Here is a 16,663-nt window from a genome sequence, read left to right on the forward strand (position 1 = left end):
AAGATCGGGCGTGGCGACCGGCTACTGCTCCGGCGGTACCAGCAGGACCGGCCGGTGCCCGTGCTTGAGTACGGCCTCGGCGACGCTGCTGTGCAACAGCGCGCGCAACCCCGTTGAACCGCGCGTACCGGCGACGATGATGTCGACGTCGAGTTCGTCGGCGCAGTCCACGATGGCGTTCCAGATCGTGGTGGTGCACTCGGCGGTGCGCGGTTCGGCGTCGACGCCGGCCAGTCGCGCCAGGTGCACGCCCTCGGCGTTGATCTTGCGGGCGTCGGCGTAGGCGATGTCCTCCACCTCCTCGTCGGGCACCCAGTCGGGCTGCATCACCCCGGCGAGTCCGGAGATGCGCGCGGCCTGGCGCACCATCGGCTCCCACGCGGTGAGCAGAATCGCGCGTTCGGCGGTGAGGAACCGTCCCGCGTACTCGATGGCGCGTTTGGCGTTCTCGGAACCGTCGTAGGCGATGAGCATCCGATCGCATGCCATGACGACCTCCTGCGCTGGTCGGAGCTGGTTTCATCCCAGGTTACCCGCGGCTGGGAGGTATCAATCCGAACCACCGTGATGGGTTCGCGGCGCGAGCGGGCTACCGTGGAGCGCATGCGGAAATCGCCTGTGGTCGTGTTCGCAGTCCTCGCCGCCGTCGCGACCGCCTGTTCGGGAGGTTCGTCGAACGAGACGTCGCCCGCGGCGAGTAGCAGCGCGGTGGCCGGTCCCTCGGCCGCCGGGGAGCCGGGGTCGCCCGCGTCGGCGACTCCGACCCGAAGCAATTGCGGCGCAGACTATCTCGCCAAACTTTCGCAGCGCGAGAAGCTGGCCCAGTTGCTGACCGTCGGCATCACCGGGTCGGCGGACGCGTCGAACGTGGTGAGTTCGGAGCAGGTGGGCGGCATCTTCGTCGGCAGCTGGACCGATCCGAGCCTGCTCGACAAGTCGGCACTCGACGCGGTGAAGGCGAAGGCCAAGGTGCCGCTGATGGTGACCATCGACGAAGAGGGCGGGCGGGTCTCGCGCGCGAAGAACGTGATCGGCGCCGCGCCGTCGGCCCGTGAGATCGCGCAGACCCAGACCCCCGAGCAGTACTACCAGTTCACGCTGACCAGGTCGAAGGCGCTCAAGGACCTCGGGATCACCGTCGATTTCGCCCCCGATGTCGATGTGAGCAGCCAGCCCGACAACAGCGTGATCGGCGACCGCTCCTACAGCGACGACCCGAAGGTCGTCACCGAGTTCGCCGGTGCCTACATCCGCGCGGCCAACGAGGTCGGCCTCGGTTCGGTGATCAAGCACTTCCCCGGCCACGGCTCCGGGTCCGGTGACTCGCACACCGGCGCCGTCACCACCCCGCCGCTGGACCAGATGCAGAACACCGACCTGGTGCCGTTCCGTGAGCTGGTGAATTCCGGTGCGGCGGTGATGGTCGGCCACCTCGACGTGCCCGGCCTGACCGAGCCCGACGTGCCCGCCAGCATCAGCCCGGCCGCGATGACGCTGCTGCGCGAGGGCAAGGGCTACGGTGCGCCGCCCTACGACGGGCCGATCTTCACCGACGATCTCAGCGGCATGGCCGCCATCACCGCCCGCATGTCCATCGCCGATGCCGTCGAGGCCACTCTCCTCGCGGGCGCCGACAACGCGCTGTGGATCAGCAGCGATGCGGTGCCCCAGGTACTCGACCGTTTGGAACAGTCGGTGTCTAGTGGCAAACTGCCCGCCGACCGGGTCGACACATCCGTTCTGCGGATGGCGCGCTACAAGGGCGTAGCGCTGGGCTGCTGATCGCGCTCGGCGACTGTGCGGCAAATGAGGGCGGGTTAACTTACCTTGGAGTAAGATAGGTGGTTCACCCTGCGGTAGGAGAGTGGATGGCAGGCGGGACCAAGCGACTTCCCCGGGCAGTTCGCGAGCAACAGATGCTCGATGCCGCCGTCGAGGTATTCGCGCGCAGGGGCTTCCACGACACGTCGATGGATGCCATCGCCGCCGAGGCGAAGATCTCCAAACCCATGCTCTACCTGTACTACGGCTCCAAGGACGAACTCTTTCGCGCCTGCATCCAGCGCGAGGGTCTGCGGTTCATCGAGGCCGTCGCGCCCGCGGGCAACCCGCAGTTGACCCCGCACGAGCAGGTGCGTACCGCGCTGGAGAGTTTCCTCGATTTCGTCGACCGCAATCGCCAGTCCTGGCAGGTTCTCTACCGGCAGGCACTCGGTCAGCAAACTTTCGCCTCCGAAATCGACAATGCCCGTGAGCGCGTCATCGAACTCACCGCGAAACTGCTCGAGTCCAGCGCCAGGAACGCCGACCCCGGAACCAATTTCGAGGTCGTCGCGGCGGCGGTGATCGGCGCGGGCGAGGCCATCGCCGACCGGGTCGCGAGCGGGCGGATCGAGGTGGCCGAGGCGGTCGACCTACTCGACGATCTCGCCTGGCGCGGTCTGGCCGGTCGCAAGAAGGTCGACTAGCGGTTGCGCCGCGCCCTGTCGGCTGCGATCGTGCACGGTTGACGTTTCACGACAGACGGGGTGGCAGTGTGTTCGGTGTATTGAAGCCGTGTGCGCACGGCGCGGCGAAATATGGCATCGATCCGGGGCAGTGGCAGGCACACATGTGCGGGCTGTGCCTGGGTCTGCGGGACGGGCACGGCCAGTTGGCCCGCGCGGCGACCAATACCGACGCGATCGTGCTCAGCGTGCTCACGGAGGCGCAGGCAGGTGCCGGCGAGCGCACCAGCGCCGGTCCGTGTCCGCTACGTGGCATGAAGCGCGCCTCGGTGGTCGCCGCGAGCGCGCCGGGCGTGCGGTTGGCCGCCACCGCGTCACTGCTGTTGGGCGCGGCCAAGATTCGTGATCACGTCGACGACGGCGATGCGTCCGCTGTGGCCCGCGCTCCGATGCGCAGGGTGTCGAACACGTGGGCGGCGCGAGCCGAGCGACAGGCAGAGCTGATCGGGCTCGATGTCGCGCCGATGCTGAACGCGATCGCCACCCAGTCCGCGCTGGAGTCGCGCGCGGCGGCCTTCCAGGCGCAAGGGCGCGCGGGTTCGACCTCGCTCGACGAACTCACCGGGCCGACTCAACTCTGCGCCGCCACCCTCTTCGGGCATACCGCCACGCTGGCCGGTCGCCCGGAAAACGTTGCCGCGCTCCAGGAGATCGGTCGCCACGTCGGTCGCATCGCGCATCTGGCCGACGCCATCGAAGACCTCGAACGCGACCGTGCCCGTGGCCGCTTCAATCCCCTGGAGGCCACCGGCACGGATATGCCCCGCGCATACGAGCTGCTGCGCGAGAGCGAATCCCGCATTCGACAGGCCGCGTCCGAGGCCGAACTCGACCAGCTGCCGACAGTGCGCTGGGCGCTGCTCGATCCGCTGGCGAGCCTGCTGCGGACCGTGGGCCGAGGGCTCGGTCTCGCGGTCGGCCACACCTGCCGTACTCCCGCTGCGGCGCAACAGCATTCGCCGTACGAATTCCCGTCCCCGCCCGGACGACGGCGCCCGAGCCGACCCGGTCCGTTCAAGGCGGGCGGACTCATCCTCGGCGTCTACTGCACCGGCGTGGCCTGCTGCGTGGACCACACCAGTCCGTGCACCGGCGAACAGAAGGATGCCTGGGCCAAGAACTGCGACTGCGGCAGTTGCTGCGACTGCGGTGAGTGCTGCGGCAACTGCTGCGGCGATGACTGCTGCTGCGGCGATTGCGGCTGCGGCTGCGACTGCTGACGAAAAAGGCTCGCGCGGTGGCGAATTCGCCTACCGCGCGAGCCTTTCGCTATCGAACCCCTACTCGCACTTGACGATCGGGATGGGGTCGTACTTCACGGTCCGGGTGTGGCGCGACACCTGGGCGCCGGACTTGGCGTCGGTGATCACCCTGGTGTCGGAGATGGTGAAACCGGGTGCGCCCTCGGAGGCGATGCAGTCCTTGCCCTTCGGCAGCACCACCTCAGTGGGTTCGGTCGGCTTCGACTTCTCACCTGTCACCGATTCCACGTTCACGGTCTTGGTGCCCCACAACCGCACGGTGATGTCGGAGCCGGTGGCGATGGCCTGGATGTAGACGCCGGTCGTGCCGGTATTGCGGAACGCCAGGTCGATCGCACCGTCGAACACGGTCGCCTCGCGCGCGGCCGGGTAGCGCGAGATGTAGTAGCTGTGCTCGGTGTGTCCGCCGTCTTCCATCCCGGCGAAGTAGGCCGCGTTGTAGAGCGTGGTGGCGAACTGGCTGATGCCGCCGCCGACCGCGGTACTCGGCCTGCCCTTGTCGATGATGCCGGACTCCACATAGCCCTCCGCGGCGGTGCGCGGTCCGGTGAACTCGTTGAGCGAGAACGTATCTCCCGGCTTGACCACCGCGCCGTCGACCTTGGCGGCGACCGTGCGGATGTTCACCCCGGAGGGTCCGCTGAAGCCGCCGGTGGTGAACTGACCGATGGTCTCGGTGACCCCGAGCGCGTTCGCGGCCTCGGTGGTGAGCTTGGGCTCGATGCGCTGATACACCACCGGGCTGGTGCGCGGACCCGGCTGCGTCAGCAGGGCGGGCAGCTTCTCCAGCGTCTTCGGCCAGTCCACCTTCTCGCCGACCACGGCGGGTACGACGGTCGGCTTACCCGTGCCGACGGTGAAGGTGGCGTCCTTGGGCTCCACCTCCGACTTCGCCAATTGTGGTGCGAGCAAGGCGATCACGGCGTCGTTGTCGAACCGGGGTGCCAGTCCGCCGTTACCGTCGGGTGCGAAACCGAGCGTGTCGGCGATCTGACCGGGGGTCAGCGAGGCCGCGATGTCCTTGCCGGACACCGCGATAGGTGACGCGACGGCGGGTGTCGCGATCTCGCGCACCGCCGCCTGCACGGCGTCGGCGCGCACGGCCATGGGCGCGGCCACCACGGGCAGATCCAGCTGGCTGCTCGCGGCCCAGCGGTCGATGACGGTGGTGCGCGCGCCCTCGGTATCGAGTACCCGGCCAGGCACCGGCGCGACCGCGACGGGCCTGCCGTTCTCGAACCGCACCGTGCCTTCGACGGTCGGGTTGTCGTGGACTCGGAAGCTCTCGAGCTGTGCGTCGAGGGCCGCGGCGTCGACGGTGCTCGATACCGGAACCTCGCGGGTTCCGAAGAGCGAGATCAGTCGACTCACCGGGTTCAGTGGCTGGCTGCCGACGGCGTCCCAGGTGCGGTCGTAGTCCACCGACAGACCGGCTGTGGCGGGCACCAGGCTCGCCTGTACGTCGCCGATCCGCACGGGTAGCGGTCGCTCGGCCTTGGGACCGAGTTCGGTGTGCAGCAGGGCGTCGGCCTCGGCCTGGTCCATGCCGCCGATGTCGATACCGGCGACGACGACGCCGCGCGCCACCTCACCCGTGCTCAACGCGAGGTCGGCCAGGTAGGCGGCGGTCCCGACGGCCAGCACGGCGCCGACCGCGATCCCGATGCGTTTGACCAGCTGCTGGTTGCCCGGCGAGGTCGGCGGGGGTGGGCTTGCCGGGCCGGGTGTGGGTGACCAGCGATCGCGGGTCACGGTGTTCAGGGGCTGTGTAAGGGCGGTGGTGTCCGGATCGAAAGTGCGATTTGATTCGAGCAGCTTGCGTAATCCGACCTCGCCCCTTCGGTCGGCCGGTCGTCCGGCGGTCGACTCGCTGGGCACGGAGGTCCTTCCGTTAGGTTGGCCCCGAATGTTTGCGGGGTCCGGCCCGAGGGTAACGCGCTTCGGCGCGCTCGGCGACCGGGTGGGGGCTGGGTAAGTGCTCCGTACAGGCGTCGGAACGGCGTCCGATCGCCCGCCGGACAGCGAAAGGCTCCGCGTAGTTGCCGGGTCGGGGGTCTGGCAACTACACGGAGCCGATCTGTTTATCGTGGCCCGGAGCGGGGCGTTACAGCTCATTCGGAAGAATTTCGGCGCGGCGGGCCAGCGCCTCGACGAGCGGCGACGCGGCGGCGCGAGACAATTGGGGTGAGACTCGACACCACGGACCGGGACGAACGAGGAGAATTGATGCAGCTGGGAATGATCGGCCTCGGCCGGATGGGGGCCAACATCGTGCGCCGTATCGTGCGCGACGGGCACACCGCCGTCGGCTACGAGCGCAACCGAGGGCCGATCTCCGAGCTGGAGTCCGAGCTGGGCGACAAGTTCAGCGGCACGAACGACCTGGCCGAGTTCATCGGCAAGCTCGAGGTGCCCCGCGTGGTGTGGGTGATGATTCCGGCCGGTGCCACCGGCAAGGTGATCGAGGATGTCGCCGAACTGCTCGAGCCGGGCGACATCATCATCGACGGCGGCAACAGTCGGTACCACGAGGATATAAAGCGCGCGAAAGCGTTGGAGCCCAAGGGAATCCACTACCTGGACATCGGTACCTCGGGCGGTGTGTTCGGCCTACAGCGCGGCTACTGCCTGATGATCGGCGGCAACCGGGCCCAGGTCGACTACCTCGAGCCGCTGCTGGCGACCATCGCCCCCGGCTACGAGACGGCGCCGCGCACCCCCGGTCGCACCGGTGAGTTGTCGCAGGCCGAGAAGGGCTACCTGCTGTGCGGTCCGCACGGCGCGGGCCATTTCGTGAAGATGGTGCACAACGGCATCGAGTACGGCGCGATGGCCGCCTATGCCGAGGGTCTCAACATCCTGGCGCACGCCAACGCGGGGTCGGACTACCTGCACGGTGAGCACTCCGCGGAGGAGACGCCGATGGAGCACCCCGAGTACTACCTGTACGACCTGGACATCCCGGCCATCACCGAGGTGTGGCGTCGCGGCTCGGTCGTGGCCTCCTGGCTTCTCGATCTCACCGCGGCGGCCCTGGTCGCCGATCCCGACCTGGATTCCTACAGCGGTCGCGTCTCCGACTCCGGCGAAGGCCGGTGGACCGTCGACGCCGCCATCGACACCGCGGTCCCCGTCCCGGTCCTCTCCGCTGCCCTCTACCAACGCTTCTCCTCCCGCGGCCAGGCCCTCTACGCCGACAAGATGCTCTCGGCCATGAGAAAGGCCTTCGGCGGCCACAACGAGCTGCCGGATACTACCCGCACGACAAAGTAAAACGACCATATTCCACAAAATAGGAACACGTTCTTCTTTTCCGGGACAGACGTCCAGTTGGGCCTATACCTTGTGGTCAGAGGGGGGGAAAGCCCACCTGATGAGGAATTCGCCCCGGCCGTCTCGCCGGGGCTATGGAGGAAAAACATGTTCCGGACTTCGCGTATCGCCGCGGGCGTCGCCACCACCGCACTGGTCGTCGCCGGTGTCGGTGTCGGCCTTGGATCCGGCGTCGCCGCCGCCGACGCCACCTGCGCGGTGAGCAGTCACGCGCAGAAGAAGGATGCGAGCACCGTCGGCGTCACTCACGTCTACGACAAGACCGCGAGCGCCGAGCAGATCGGCGTCGGCACCTCGGTCACCTACAAGGTGGTCGTCGGAACCACCGGGATCGGCAACCCGTACGTCAACACCATCACCGACTTCCCGCCGGTCGGCTTCGGCGCCCCGACCAAGACCACCATCACCGCCTATCACGCGGTCGGCGGCCAGGTCACCGAGGATGTCACCGCCGTGCCGAACGCGGGAGGCTGGAAGGTCACGAGCACCGGCTGGTTCGTCAACTCCGGCAACCCGGTCACCCTCACCATCACCTACCCCGTGCCGAGCGGCGTGAAGGCCGGCCAGATGGTCACCAGCGGTGGCGTGGGCGTCGCGGGCACCGTGGGTGTCGGCACTGAACTGCCCGGCCTCACAGCGTGTTTCACCGCGCGCGGCGCCAATGCCGGTGAGACGGTGATCGGCAGTCTCGGTGACAACGGGCTGGGTTCCGATGATGGCCAGCTGAGCTCCACCGGCTCGCTGAGCGACATCATCGCCGACGTGCTGGGCGATCTGATCGGTAGCTGATCGTCTGGCACCTGGTCGCCGGGACGGACTCGCGCTGCCGTCCCGGCGCACCATTCCCTGTGTGGCGCAATCGTTTCGAACTCTGTGAGGGCTCGTGTTCCCCTGTAAGCGGACGGTGCTGACCGCGCTCGCTGTCATCGCGCTGTCGGTCGTCACGATCGGCACCGCCGGTGCGGACGGATCCCGGCTGGATCGGATCGAGCGGCCGGGCCAGCGGCAGCAAATAGTGCACGTGTACTCCGCGTCGATGGACCGGGTGATCCCGTTGCAGGTCATCACGCCGCACGACACCAGCGCGCCCCGTCCCACGCTGTATCTGCTCAACGGCGCGGGCGGCGGTGAGGACATCGCGAACTGGTACAACCAGACCGACATCGTGCAGTTCTTCGCCGACAAGAACGTCAACGTCGTCACTCCGGCGGCGGGCGCGTTCTCGTACTACACCGATTGGCAGCGCGACGATCCGAAGCTGGGCCGCAACAAATGGCAGACCTTCCTCACCGCGGAACTCCCGCCGATCATCGACGCCACCTTGAACACCACCGGCGTGAATGCCATCGCGGGCCTGTCGATGTCGGCCACGGCGGTGCTCAACCTGGCCATCGCCGCCCCTGACCGCTACCGCGCCGTCGGCGCCTACAGCGGCTGCGCCTCGGTCGAGGACCCGGTGAGCCGCGCCTACATCGACACCGTCCTGGCTCGTGGCGGCGCGGACCCGGCCAACATGTGGGGCCCACCCGGTGACCCCGCCTGGCGCGCCAACGATGCCTACCTCAACGCGGAACGGTTGCGCGGCAAGGCGATCTACCTCTCCAGTGCCAACGGACTGCCCGGCGCCGCCGAGGCTCTGCCGCCCGGTGCCACGCCCGGCAAGGTCATCGGCATGACCGACCAGATCCTGCTCGGCGGCGCCATCGAGGCCGCCGCCAACCTGTGCACCCAGCGACTCGCCGCCCGCCTCGCGGAATTGAACATTCCCGCCCACACCGAATTTCGTCCGGCGGGCACCCATACCTGGAAGTACTGGGAACAGGACCTGCACAATTCCTGGCCACTTCTCGCTGCCGCTATCGGTGCGAACTAACAGCTCTCCAGGGAACTCGAATAGCTTGTAGCACTGAGTAATTCACGCGGTCAAGCCCATGGAAGCTATGGATAACGCGCGCATCGAAGCACCCGATGTGGTTATCAGCAGTTCAGCTCGTCCCCCGAAAGGCTTGTCATGCATCGTCGAATGATCCGAGTTCTCGTCGCCACCGCGGCTGTCGCCGGTATCGCTGCGGGCGCCCCCGCCGCGCTCGCCGCCCCCGCCCAACCGGCCGTGGTAGCCGAATCGGGTTCCAGCGGAACCGGTTCCGCCGCTATCGATATTCCACTCGGCTTCATCAAGCTCCTGCTCTGCGGACCCTGGGGATCGTCGCAGCCGCACCCGAACCCGCAGTGCCGCTGAGCTCAGACAACGAACGGCGGGCGGTCTCCGAAGAACCGGAGACCGCCCGCCGTCGCTGTGTGTCGAGCTAGCGCTCGATGATCGCCACCACGCCCTGGCCGCCCGCGGCGCAGATGGAGACCAGCGCGCGGCCGGATCCCTTCTCCGCCAGCAGCTTCGCGGTCGAGGCGACGATACGCCCGCCCGTCGCGGCGAACGGGTGGCCCGCGGCGAGCGAGGAACCGTTGACGTTGAGCTTGCTGCGGTCGATGGAGCCCAGCGCGCCGTCGAGGCCGAGGCGCTCCTTGCAGTAGGCATCGGACTCCCACGCGGCCAGGGTGGCCAGCACCACGGAGGCGAAGGCCTCGTGGATCTCGTAGTAGTCGAAGTCCTGCAGGGTCAGGCCGTTGCGGGCCAGCAGGCGCGCGACCGCGTAGGTGGGCGCCATCAGCAGGCCGTCGGGGCCGTGGATGTAGTCCACCGCCGCGACCTCGGAGTCGACCAGGTGGGCCAGCACCGGGAGGTTGCGTTCGGCCGCCCACTCGTCGGTGGACAGCAGCACCGCCGACGCGCCGTCGGTGAGCGGGGTGGAGTTGCCCGCGGTCATGGTGGCCTCGCCGGCCTTGACGCCGAACACCGGCTTCAGGGTCGACAGCTTCTCCACGGTCGAGCCGGGACGCAGGTTGTCGTCGCGGGTCAGGCCGAGGAACGGCGTGATCAGGTCGTCGAAGAAGCCACGGTCGTAGGCGGCCGCCATGTTCTTGTGCGAGAGGTAGGCCAGCTCGTCCTGCGCTTCGCGGGCGACGCCGAACTCCTTCGCGGTGATGGCGGCGTGCTCACCCATCGACAGCCCGGTGCGCGGCTCGGCGTTGCGCGGGATCTCGATGCCCAGCATCGAGGGGCGCAGTTGGCCGACCAGCTTGAGCTTGTCCTTGGTGGTGCGCGCGCGGTTGGCGGTGAGCATCCACTCGCGCATGTCCTCGCTCACGCCGATCGGCGCGTCGGAGGTGGTGTCGGCGCCGCCGCCGATGCCGGACTCGATGCGACCGAGCGCGATCGCGTCACCGACGGTGACGATCGACTGCAGGCCGGTTCCACAGGCGAGCTGCAGGTCGTGGGCCGGGGTGTAGGGCGAGAGTTTCGAACCGAGCACGCTCTCGCGGATCAAACTGTGCTCGCCGACCTTCTTGAGCACAGCGCCGCCGACGACCATGCCGAGGCGTTCGCCCTGCAGCCCGAACCGGCTGACCAGCCCGTCGAGGGCGGCGGTGAACATGTCCTGGTTGGACGCCTTCGCGTAGGCCTTGTCGGAGCGCGCGAACGGGATGCGGTTGCCGCCAACGATGGCAATCGGGCGCTGGGTCTTCACGGCCTTGGCCGGGGACTTCGCCGAGCGGGCTTTGCTGGTCACTCGAGTTCTCCATGGTCTCGTCGGTTCCGGATAACGCCGGCCGGTGGAATTGCCCCCGTGCGGTCGCGGCGTCGTATCGGTTTACATTAAACTTACTCCGGAGTAAGTTCGTTGTCGACACCGTACCCGCGAGTGCGCGCTCACACCGGGGACACTGGGCAGGGCAACGGTCACACACACGTCGAGCACAGAGAAGGTAGGAACAGTGGCAGCCAAGAGCAAGGGTGCACCGAACCTCTACGGATCTTTCATCCACTCCGCCCCCGGCGCGTTCCTCGCGAGCAAGCTGGGCCTCCCGCAGCCGGCCGAACTGCGCCGTTACAAGGCGGGCGAGCCCGCGCTGCCCGGCCCGGTGCTGCTCGGCGGCAAGGGCCGCCTGGCCGAGCCGGTCCGCGCGCTGCTGTCGGATTACACCGTCGCCGACTCGCTCGCCTCGGGCACCAAGTACGGCGCGCTGGTCTTCGACGCCACCGGCATCGACTCGATCGACGCGCTCGCGCAGCTGTTCGAGTTCTTCCAGCCCGCCATGCGCAGCCTCGCGCCGTCGGGCCGCGTCGTGGTGCTCGGCACCACCCCCGAACTGGTCGGCTCGGTCGACGCGCAGATCGCCCAGCGCGCGCTCGAGGGCTTCACCCGTTCGGTCGGCAAGGAGCTGCTGCGCGGCGCCACCAGCCAGCTCGTCTACGTGCACCCCGATGCGGGCGCCGCCGCGACCGGCGTCGAGTCGACCCTGCGCTTCCTGCTCTCGGGCAAGTCGGCCTTCGTCGACGGTCAGGTCATCCGGGTCGGTGCCGCCGACTCCGTCGCCCCCGCTTCGTGGGACAAGCCGCTCGCGGGCAAGGTCGCGGTCGTGACCGGCGCCGCGCGCGGCATCGGCGCCACCATCGCCGAGGTGTTCGCCCGTGACGGCGCCACCGTGATCGTCGCCGACATCCCCGCCGCGGGCGAGGCACTGTCCGACACCGCGAACAAGATCGGCGCCACCGCGCTGGCCCTCGACGTCACCGCGCCCGACGCCGCCGAGCGCCTGGCCGATTTCGCCACCGAGCGTTTCGGCGGCATCGACATCGTCGTCCACAACGCGGGCATCACCCGCGACAAGCTGCTCGCCAATATGGACGAGGGCCGCTGGAGCTCGGTGATCAACGTCAATCTCGCTGCCCCGCACCGCATCACCTCGGGCCTGGTCGCCAAGGGCGTGCTCAAGGAAGGCGGCCGCGTGATCGACGTGTCCTCCATCGCGGGCATCGCGGGCAACCGCGGCCAGACCAACTACGGCGCGTCCAAGGCCGGCGTCATCGGCATGGTCGACGCCGAGTCCCCGCTGCTGGCCGCGAAGGGCATCACCATCAACGCGGTGGCGCCCGGCTTCATCGAGACCGCGATGACCGCCGCCATCCCCGTCGGCACCCGTGAGGCCGGTCGCCTGATGAGCTCGCTGCTGCAGGGCGGTCAGACCGTCGACGTTGCCGAGACCATCGCCTACTTCGCGAGCCCCGCGTCGAACGCGGTGAGCGGCAACGTGGTTCGCGTCTGCGGTCAGAGCCTGATCGGCGCCTGATGACTCAGACGATCACCCTCACCGAGGTCCCGAAGAACGGCGGCCTGTACGCCAAGGCGGCGCTCGGCGCCATCCCGCTGCCCGCTCCGCTGTCGGGTCGCAAGCCGACCCTGCCCGACCGTCGGGTAGTCGTCGACGGCGTGCGGGTCGACGCCGACCACCTGGCCGCCTACTGCCACGCCACCGGCTTGCGTTTCAGCGACACCCTGCCGCTGACCTACCCCTTCATCCTCGCGTTCCCGCTGATGATGGAGTTGCTCGTGGCCAGGGACTTCCCGTTCACGGCGGTCGGCGCGGTGCACTTCGAGAACGTCATCGAGCGCACCAGGGAGATCTCGGTCGCCGAGCCGCTCGATTTCTCCGCCCACGTCGAGAACCTTCGCGAACACCCGAAAGGTCTTCTGGTAGACGCGATCACAGAGATCCGGGTGGGCCGCGAACTGGTCTGGCGGCAGGTATCGACCCTGCTGCACCAGCAGCGCACCTCGCTCTCCGGCGGTCCCAAGTCGGCACCTCCCGCCGACGAGGTGCCCCCGCCGCCGCTGCGCGTGCAGCGCGTCGATCAGAAAATGATCAACCGCTACGCCGCGGCCTCGGGCGACCGCAACCCGATCCATGTCTCCGGGATCGGCGCCAAGGCAATGGGTTTCCCGCAGACCATCGCCCACGGCATGTGGTCGGCTGCCGCGATCCTCAGCACCGTAGAGGGTCGTGTACCCGAAAAGGCGAGCTACGCGGTCAAGTTCGGCAAGCCGATCTTCCTGCCGTCATCGGTGAACATCTACGCCGATCGAGTCGGATCCGGCTGGGACCTCTCCATCCTGCACCCCAAAAAGGGTTACCCACACCTCACCGCGACCTTGCGCTGAGTGCCCACCGGTAGGGGCCGCACACTCCAGGGGGGTGTGCGGCCCCTACCGGTATTCGGGGATTGTGGTCGGGGCCTTGTGTTTTCGAGGTCATCCTCGATCGTCATCCCAACGGGCACCGTTACGCGCAATTGCTGTGACTTTACTCATCACCCAACTTCGCGTTCGCTGAACACTTGCCATCGGGCATTTCGACGCCCAATTTGGTCTACCGTCCGGTGTTTTCTTCTGCGTGCTAAGAAATTGCCTGGGCCACAGTGGTCCAACTTTGCGACGTTGCCACCTCGCCAATATCGCGTGCCCCAACCGCCCGGCAACTATTCGGCATCTGAACACTTCGGTGCCCGAATTTCGAGCCCTCCGGATCCCCGCGAAACGCGTGTAGAACTTCTCTTGCCCATCGACCGTTCGGTCATGTCGGCGGGGTTCACCTGATCCAGATCCGTGGCGAGAAGTGTTGTGGAGGAAGCGTTGTGAACAAGATCAGTCGTTCGAATCGGGGGATTCTTCGAGCAGTCGTAGTCGTGGGAGCGGCACTGTCGCTGGCCGCGGGGGCCGGGGTGGCCGGCGCGGACACCGGCAGCGGGGCGACCGGCAGCGGGGTAATCGACACCGGCAGCGGGATTCTGGGAGATCTCCTCGACACCGGCAGCGGCATCCTCGGCGGTGGCTCGAGCAGTGGTTCTTCGGAGACCGTGCAGCAGTGCAACCGCTCGACGAAGTCGGGCGGAGCGGGCGTCACCAACACCACCCACCAACTAGGCAAGACCGGCCCCACCTCGTTCGTCCTGACCTACGAAACCTTCAACATCCCCGACCGCATCCAGGTCTTCTACGAAGGCGGCCAGGTGCTCGACACCGGCTACGTCGGCGACAACACCAACCAGGGCACCGGATCACGGGTCGTGTCCTTGCCCGCCGGCTCGTCCACGACGGTGAGCGTCCGGGTCACCGGGCCGAACGACACCCAGTGGGAGTACACGGTTAACTGCCCGTCGTAGCGTTCCTGTTCATCCGAACGCTGAGGTCGGACGCGTGGGCCGCATGCTCGAAAAGGTGTGCGGCCCTCTGGAACGGCCATTCAACGGGCAACCGGGCTTCACCGCCACGGTGCGCTGAGTCCTCTGACTCCGTGGGTTCGGCACAACGTTGCCGGCGCCCGGTCGGCGCTAGGATCGCTGGCTATGGGTCGGTAGGCCTTGTTCGAGCTATCGCGGTGTGATGTGACGAAAACTGATCAACTAGTTGGTGATCCGGCGATATCGGTCGGAGATGAAGTTCCTGCCACGATGCGGCCGACGGCCTACGGTGGCTTCGCTGTCTTCATCGTGGCTTGGCTCGCTTATGCGACGGCCCTGCTCGCAAGCAGCCGTGACCTGTTCACCCGGGTGGTGTTCGAGGAGGGCGACGCGGCGACCGTGTCGATCCAGGTGCTCGCGGCAAAGGATCTCGAGCTTCTCGTCGGCAACTATTCCAGGGCGGGTTTTCATCATCCTGGTCCCGCACTCATCTATGTGCAAGCGTTCGGTGAATGGCTCTTCTACGACGTCTCGAGTCTGGTGCCGTCACCGTGGAACGGTCAGGCGATTGCCATCCTGCTGTTCAACGCGGCAATGATGGCCCTGGTTCTGAGCATTGTCTACAGCTGGTATCCGTCGTGGATGCTCGTCGCCGGACTCGCTGGTGCGAGTCTGCTGTTCGTGACGGTGTATCGCGAACTGCTCAGCCAACTCTGGTTTCCCTTCGTATATTTCGCACCGTTCCTGGTCTTTCTGGTCGCGGTGTCCTCGGTACTGGCTGGGCGCACCGAACACCTCTGGATCGTGGCGTTGGCCGGCGGGCTACTGATCCACGGCCATGCTGAGTTCTTGTTCTTCGTGACATTGCTCGGTGGCGCGGCGCTCTACCTTGTCCGGCGCTGGGAACTGCCGGTCGCTGTGCGGGATTGGTGGTGGTTCGGTGCGATCGTCGTAGTGTTCGCCTTCCCGATTCGGCTGAACACGATGGTGAATTACCCCGGCGAACTCCCGAAGTACTTCGTCTACGGCGGCGGTCACGGTATCCATATGCCGTGGACCGCGGCTTCCTACACAGTGCAGTTCTGGGGGCCCAACCGCATACTCGGCCTCGTCATCTTCGTCGCGCTGTACGCCCTCGTCGCAGCGGTAGCGCGTGGTCAGACGTTCCTGCGACGCGGCCTGGCTGTGTGCGCGGTGACGGTGCTCTTGATGTCGATCTACGCGATGATCGGCATCGACCAGATCGACGAGGCCTATATCGGCTATTTCTCGTATGCCGTCCCACTGTTCATGTTCTTTCTCCTCCTGATAGGCCTCACCCAGCGGATCGGCCAGCTGAAATATGCCGGTATCGGCCTGCTTGTTGTCGGGATCGTGGTCGTCACGATGACACATTCCCTGGCCAACCGGCGCCCCGAGATGGTAGGCATCCCCGCCGCTCTCGACGCGATGGCCGATGTCGCCGGCGACCGGCCGATAGTCCTGGAGCGCCGACCGCACGAAGCGTGGGCCGAGGTCGTCCCTCTCGTGCTGAGCGGAGCACGCGCCGGTCTTCGAGTCTGCGCCGACGATGCAAGCAACATGAGGCTGTTGGTAACCGACGAATTCGTCTGCACGTCAGAGGAATTGACTGATGGTGCCCATTTCGCAGTCGTTCGTGGAGAGGTTGCCGGTGCGCCGGTCGGGGAGGTCATCGCCGAGGTCGGCCCTCTGCTCGGCAGGCCACCGAGTCGGGTGACAGTGGTCGGCAATAGGCGGTGACCTGTCAGCAAGCGTTGCTGAGACCGATATTCGAGAGAACAGCTCGCAGCAGCCGAGGAGACGCCGGTGGAAACCCCGGCTCCCTGACGCATCACCCTGACGACGAATGCCCCGCGATGAGCGGGGCATTCGTCGTCAGGGCTCAGCTGTGTCTGGCCGCCCGGAGTCCGTTGACGTAGGCGGCGACAATTCGTAGGTCACCTTCGGACAACCCGGACAGGTCGACGATTCCCTCGGCGGCCGGTGGTCGGACCTGCTCCGTCTCGACCGGGTCCAGCCCCGCCTGGGTCAACAGCGGTTCGGCGTCGAGGCCGACCGCCGCCGCCATGGCCTGCAGGGTCTCGGCCGTGGTGCTGGCGGGGACCTTCTGGCCGCGCTTGTACTGGGTCCCGTTCTCGACCTGTGTCCATAGGCTCGTACTGATCCGCGCTGCTTTCGCGGCACGGTCCATCGACATCTCGCGCTCCTTGCGAGCAAGCCGCAGGGTGGCGCTGACCTCGGTGGGGACCACCGCGCTCCGTTGTCTCACCATGCAGCGAGGGTAGCAGATTGTTTGCACTGATGCATGAAGTGCATGTAGTCCTTGGCTGCGAATTTGCGAATCCGAATCCTGCAGATGCTGTATAAGCAACGGCGATCAGCGAGTTTGTTTGTGGTGACGGATGACTGGGTACCGCGCCTGCCGCTCCGGCTTGACAGATGCCTAGCAACAACGTTGCATA

General features: G+C 67.1%; 15 protein-coding genes. 11 read left to right on the top strand and 4 right to left on the bottom strand.

The window, feature by feature from the left end; translation table 11 throughout:
- Positions 1 to 21: 21 nt before the first annotated feature.
- Positions 22 to 489, bottom strand: a complete 468-nt coding sequence (locus NA12_RS23165) for a universal stress protein (RefSeq protein WP_067455108.1) — start codon at positions 487 to 489, stop codon at positions 22 to 24.
- A 114-nt stretch (positions 490 to 603) separates the two neighbouring features.
- Here NA12_RS23165 and NA12_RS23170 point away from each other — a divergent pair, with 114 nt between their 5' ends.
- The 3 genes from NA12_RS23170 (at position 604) to NA12_RS23180 (ending at position 3,727) form a co-directional block, all read left to right on the top strand.
- Positions 604 to 1,782 (top strand): glycoside hydrolase family 3 N-terminal domain-containing protein, encoded by a 1,179-nt coding sequence (locus NA12_RS23170; RefSeq protein WP_067455390.1) that lies wholly within the window; start codon positions 604 to 606, stop codon positions 1,780 to 1,782.
- A gap of 86 nt (positions 1,783 to 1,868) precedes the next feature.
- Complete coding sequence (locus NA12_RS23175; RefSeq protein WP_067455111.1) at positions 1,869 to 2,468, top strand: TetR/AcrR family transcriptional regulator; 600 nt, start codon at positions 1,869 to 1,871, stop codon at positions 2,466 to 2,468.
- A gap of 68 nt (positions 2,469 to 2,536) precedes the next feature.
- On the top strand, positions 2,537 to 3,727 hold the full coding sequence (locus tag NA12_RS23180) for a DUF5685 family protein (protein ID WP_067455114.1): 1,191 nt from the start codon (positions 2,537 to 2,539) through the stop codon (positions 3,725 to 3,727).
- A 60-nt stretch (positions 3,728 to 3,787) separates the two neighbouring features.
- On the opposite strand, the gene NA12_RS23185 is transcribed toward NA12_RS23180, so the two are convergent.
- A complete protein-coding gene (locus NA12_RS23185; protein ID WP_243654772.1) occupies positions 3,788 to 5,521 on the bottom strand; it encodes a VanW family protein in 1,734 nt (577 codons plus the stop codon).
- Between the two features lie 474 nt (positions 5,522 to 5,995).
- On the opposite strand from NA12_RS23185, the gene gnd reads away from it, so the two are divergent.
- The 4 genes from gnd to NA12_RS23205 all read left to right on the top strand — a co-directional run bounded on the left by gnd (position 5,996) and on the right by NA12_RS23205 (position 9,341).
- Positions 5,996 to 7,042 (top strand): phosphogluconate dehydrogenase (NAD(+)-dependent, decarboxylating), encoded by a 1,047-nt coding sequence (gene gnd, locus NA12_RS23190; RefSeq protein WP_067455393.1) that lies wholly within the window; start codon positions 5,996 to 5,998, stop codon positions 7,040 to 7,042.
- Between the two features lie 147 nt (positions 7,043 to 7,189).
- Positions 7,190 to 7,891, top strand: a complete 702-nt coding sequence (locus NA12_RS23195; protein ID WP_067455120.1) for a hypothetical protein — start codon at positions 7,190 to 7,192, stop codon at positions 7,889 to 7,891.
- A gap of 136 nt (positions 7,892 to 8,027) precedes the next feature.
- A complete protein-coding gene (locus NA12_RS23200) occupies positions 8,028 to 8,975 on the top strand; it encodes an alpha/beta hydrolase (protein WP_371856018.1) in 948 nt (315 codons plus the stop codon).
- Between the two features lie 150 nt (positions 8,976 to 9,125).
- The gene (locus tag NA12_RS23205; protein ID WP_067455126.1) at positions 9,126 to 9,341 is read left to right on the top strand and encodes a hypothetical protein; all 216 of its coding nucleotides are present in this window, start codon (positions 9,126 to 9,128) and stop codon (positions 9,339 to 9,341) included.
- A 67-nt stretch (positions 9,342 to 9,408) separates the two neighbouring features.
- Here the strand turns inward: NA12_RS23205 and NA12_RS23210 are convergent, their stop codons facing one another.
- Positions 9,409 to 10,731, bottom strand: a complete 1,323-nt coding sequence (locus NA12_RS23210; protein ID WP_067455128.1) for an acetyl-CoA C-acetyltransferase — start codon at positions 10,729 to 10,731, stop codon at positions 9,409 to 9,411.
- Positions 10,732 to 10,936: 205 nt separating this feature from the next.
- Here NA12_RS23210 and NA12_RS23215 point away from each other — a divergent pair, with 205 nt between their 5' ends.
- The 4 genes from NA12_RS23215 to NA12_RS23230 all read left to right on the top strand — a co-directional run bounded on the left by NA12_RS23215 (position 10,937) and on the right by NA12_RS23230 (position 15,941).
- Entirely contained in the window at positions 10,937 to 12,292 is a 1,356-nt protein-coding gene (locus tag NA12_RS23215; RefSeq protein WP_067455129.1) for a 3-oxoacyl-ACP reductase, read from the top strand.
- Entirely contained in the window at positions 12,292 to 13,161 is an 870-nt protein-coding gene (locus NA12_RS23220) for a MaoC family dehydratase (RefSeq protein ID WP_067455130.1), read from the top strand. The genes NA12_RS23215 and NA12_RS23220 overlap by 1 nt, the downstream gene beginning before the upstream one ends.
- A 524-nt stretch (positions 13,162 to 13,685) precedes the next feature.
- Positions 13,686 to 14,162, top strand: coding sequence for a hypothetical protein (locus tag NA12_RS23225; protein ID WP_243654771.1), 477 nt, complete (start codon positions 13,686 to 13,688; stop codon positions 14,160 to 14,162).
- A 288-nt stretch (positions 14,163 to 14,450) separates the two neighbouring features.
- Positions 14,451 to 15,941: a hypothetical protein gene (locus tag NA12_RS23230; protein ID WP_067455136.1), complete on the top strand. Its 1,491-nt coding sequence runs from the start codon at positions 14,451 to 14,453 to the stop codon at positions 15,939 to 15,941.
- A 142-nt stretch (positions 15,942 to 16,083) separates the two neighbouring features.
- On the opposite strand, the gene NA12_RS23235 is transcribed toward NA12_RS23230, so the two are convergent.
- Positions 16,084 to 16,473, bottom strand: coding sequence for a helix-turn-helix domain-containing protein (locus NA12_RS23235; RefSeq protein ID WP_084473023.1), 390 nt, complete (start codon positions 16,471 to 16,473; stop codon positions 16,084 to 16,086).
- Positions 16,474 to 16,663: the final 190 nt, after the last annotated feature.

It is taken from the genome of Nocardia alba NBRC 108234 (assembly GCF_001612665.1).
In the GTDB taxonomy this organism is placed as follows: domain Bacteria; phylum Actinomycetota; class Actinomycetes; order Mycobacteriales; family Mycobacteriaceae; genus Nocardia; species Nocardia alba.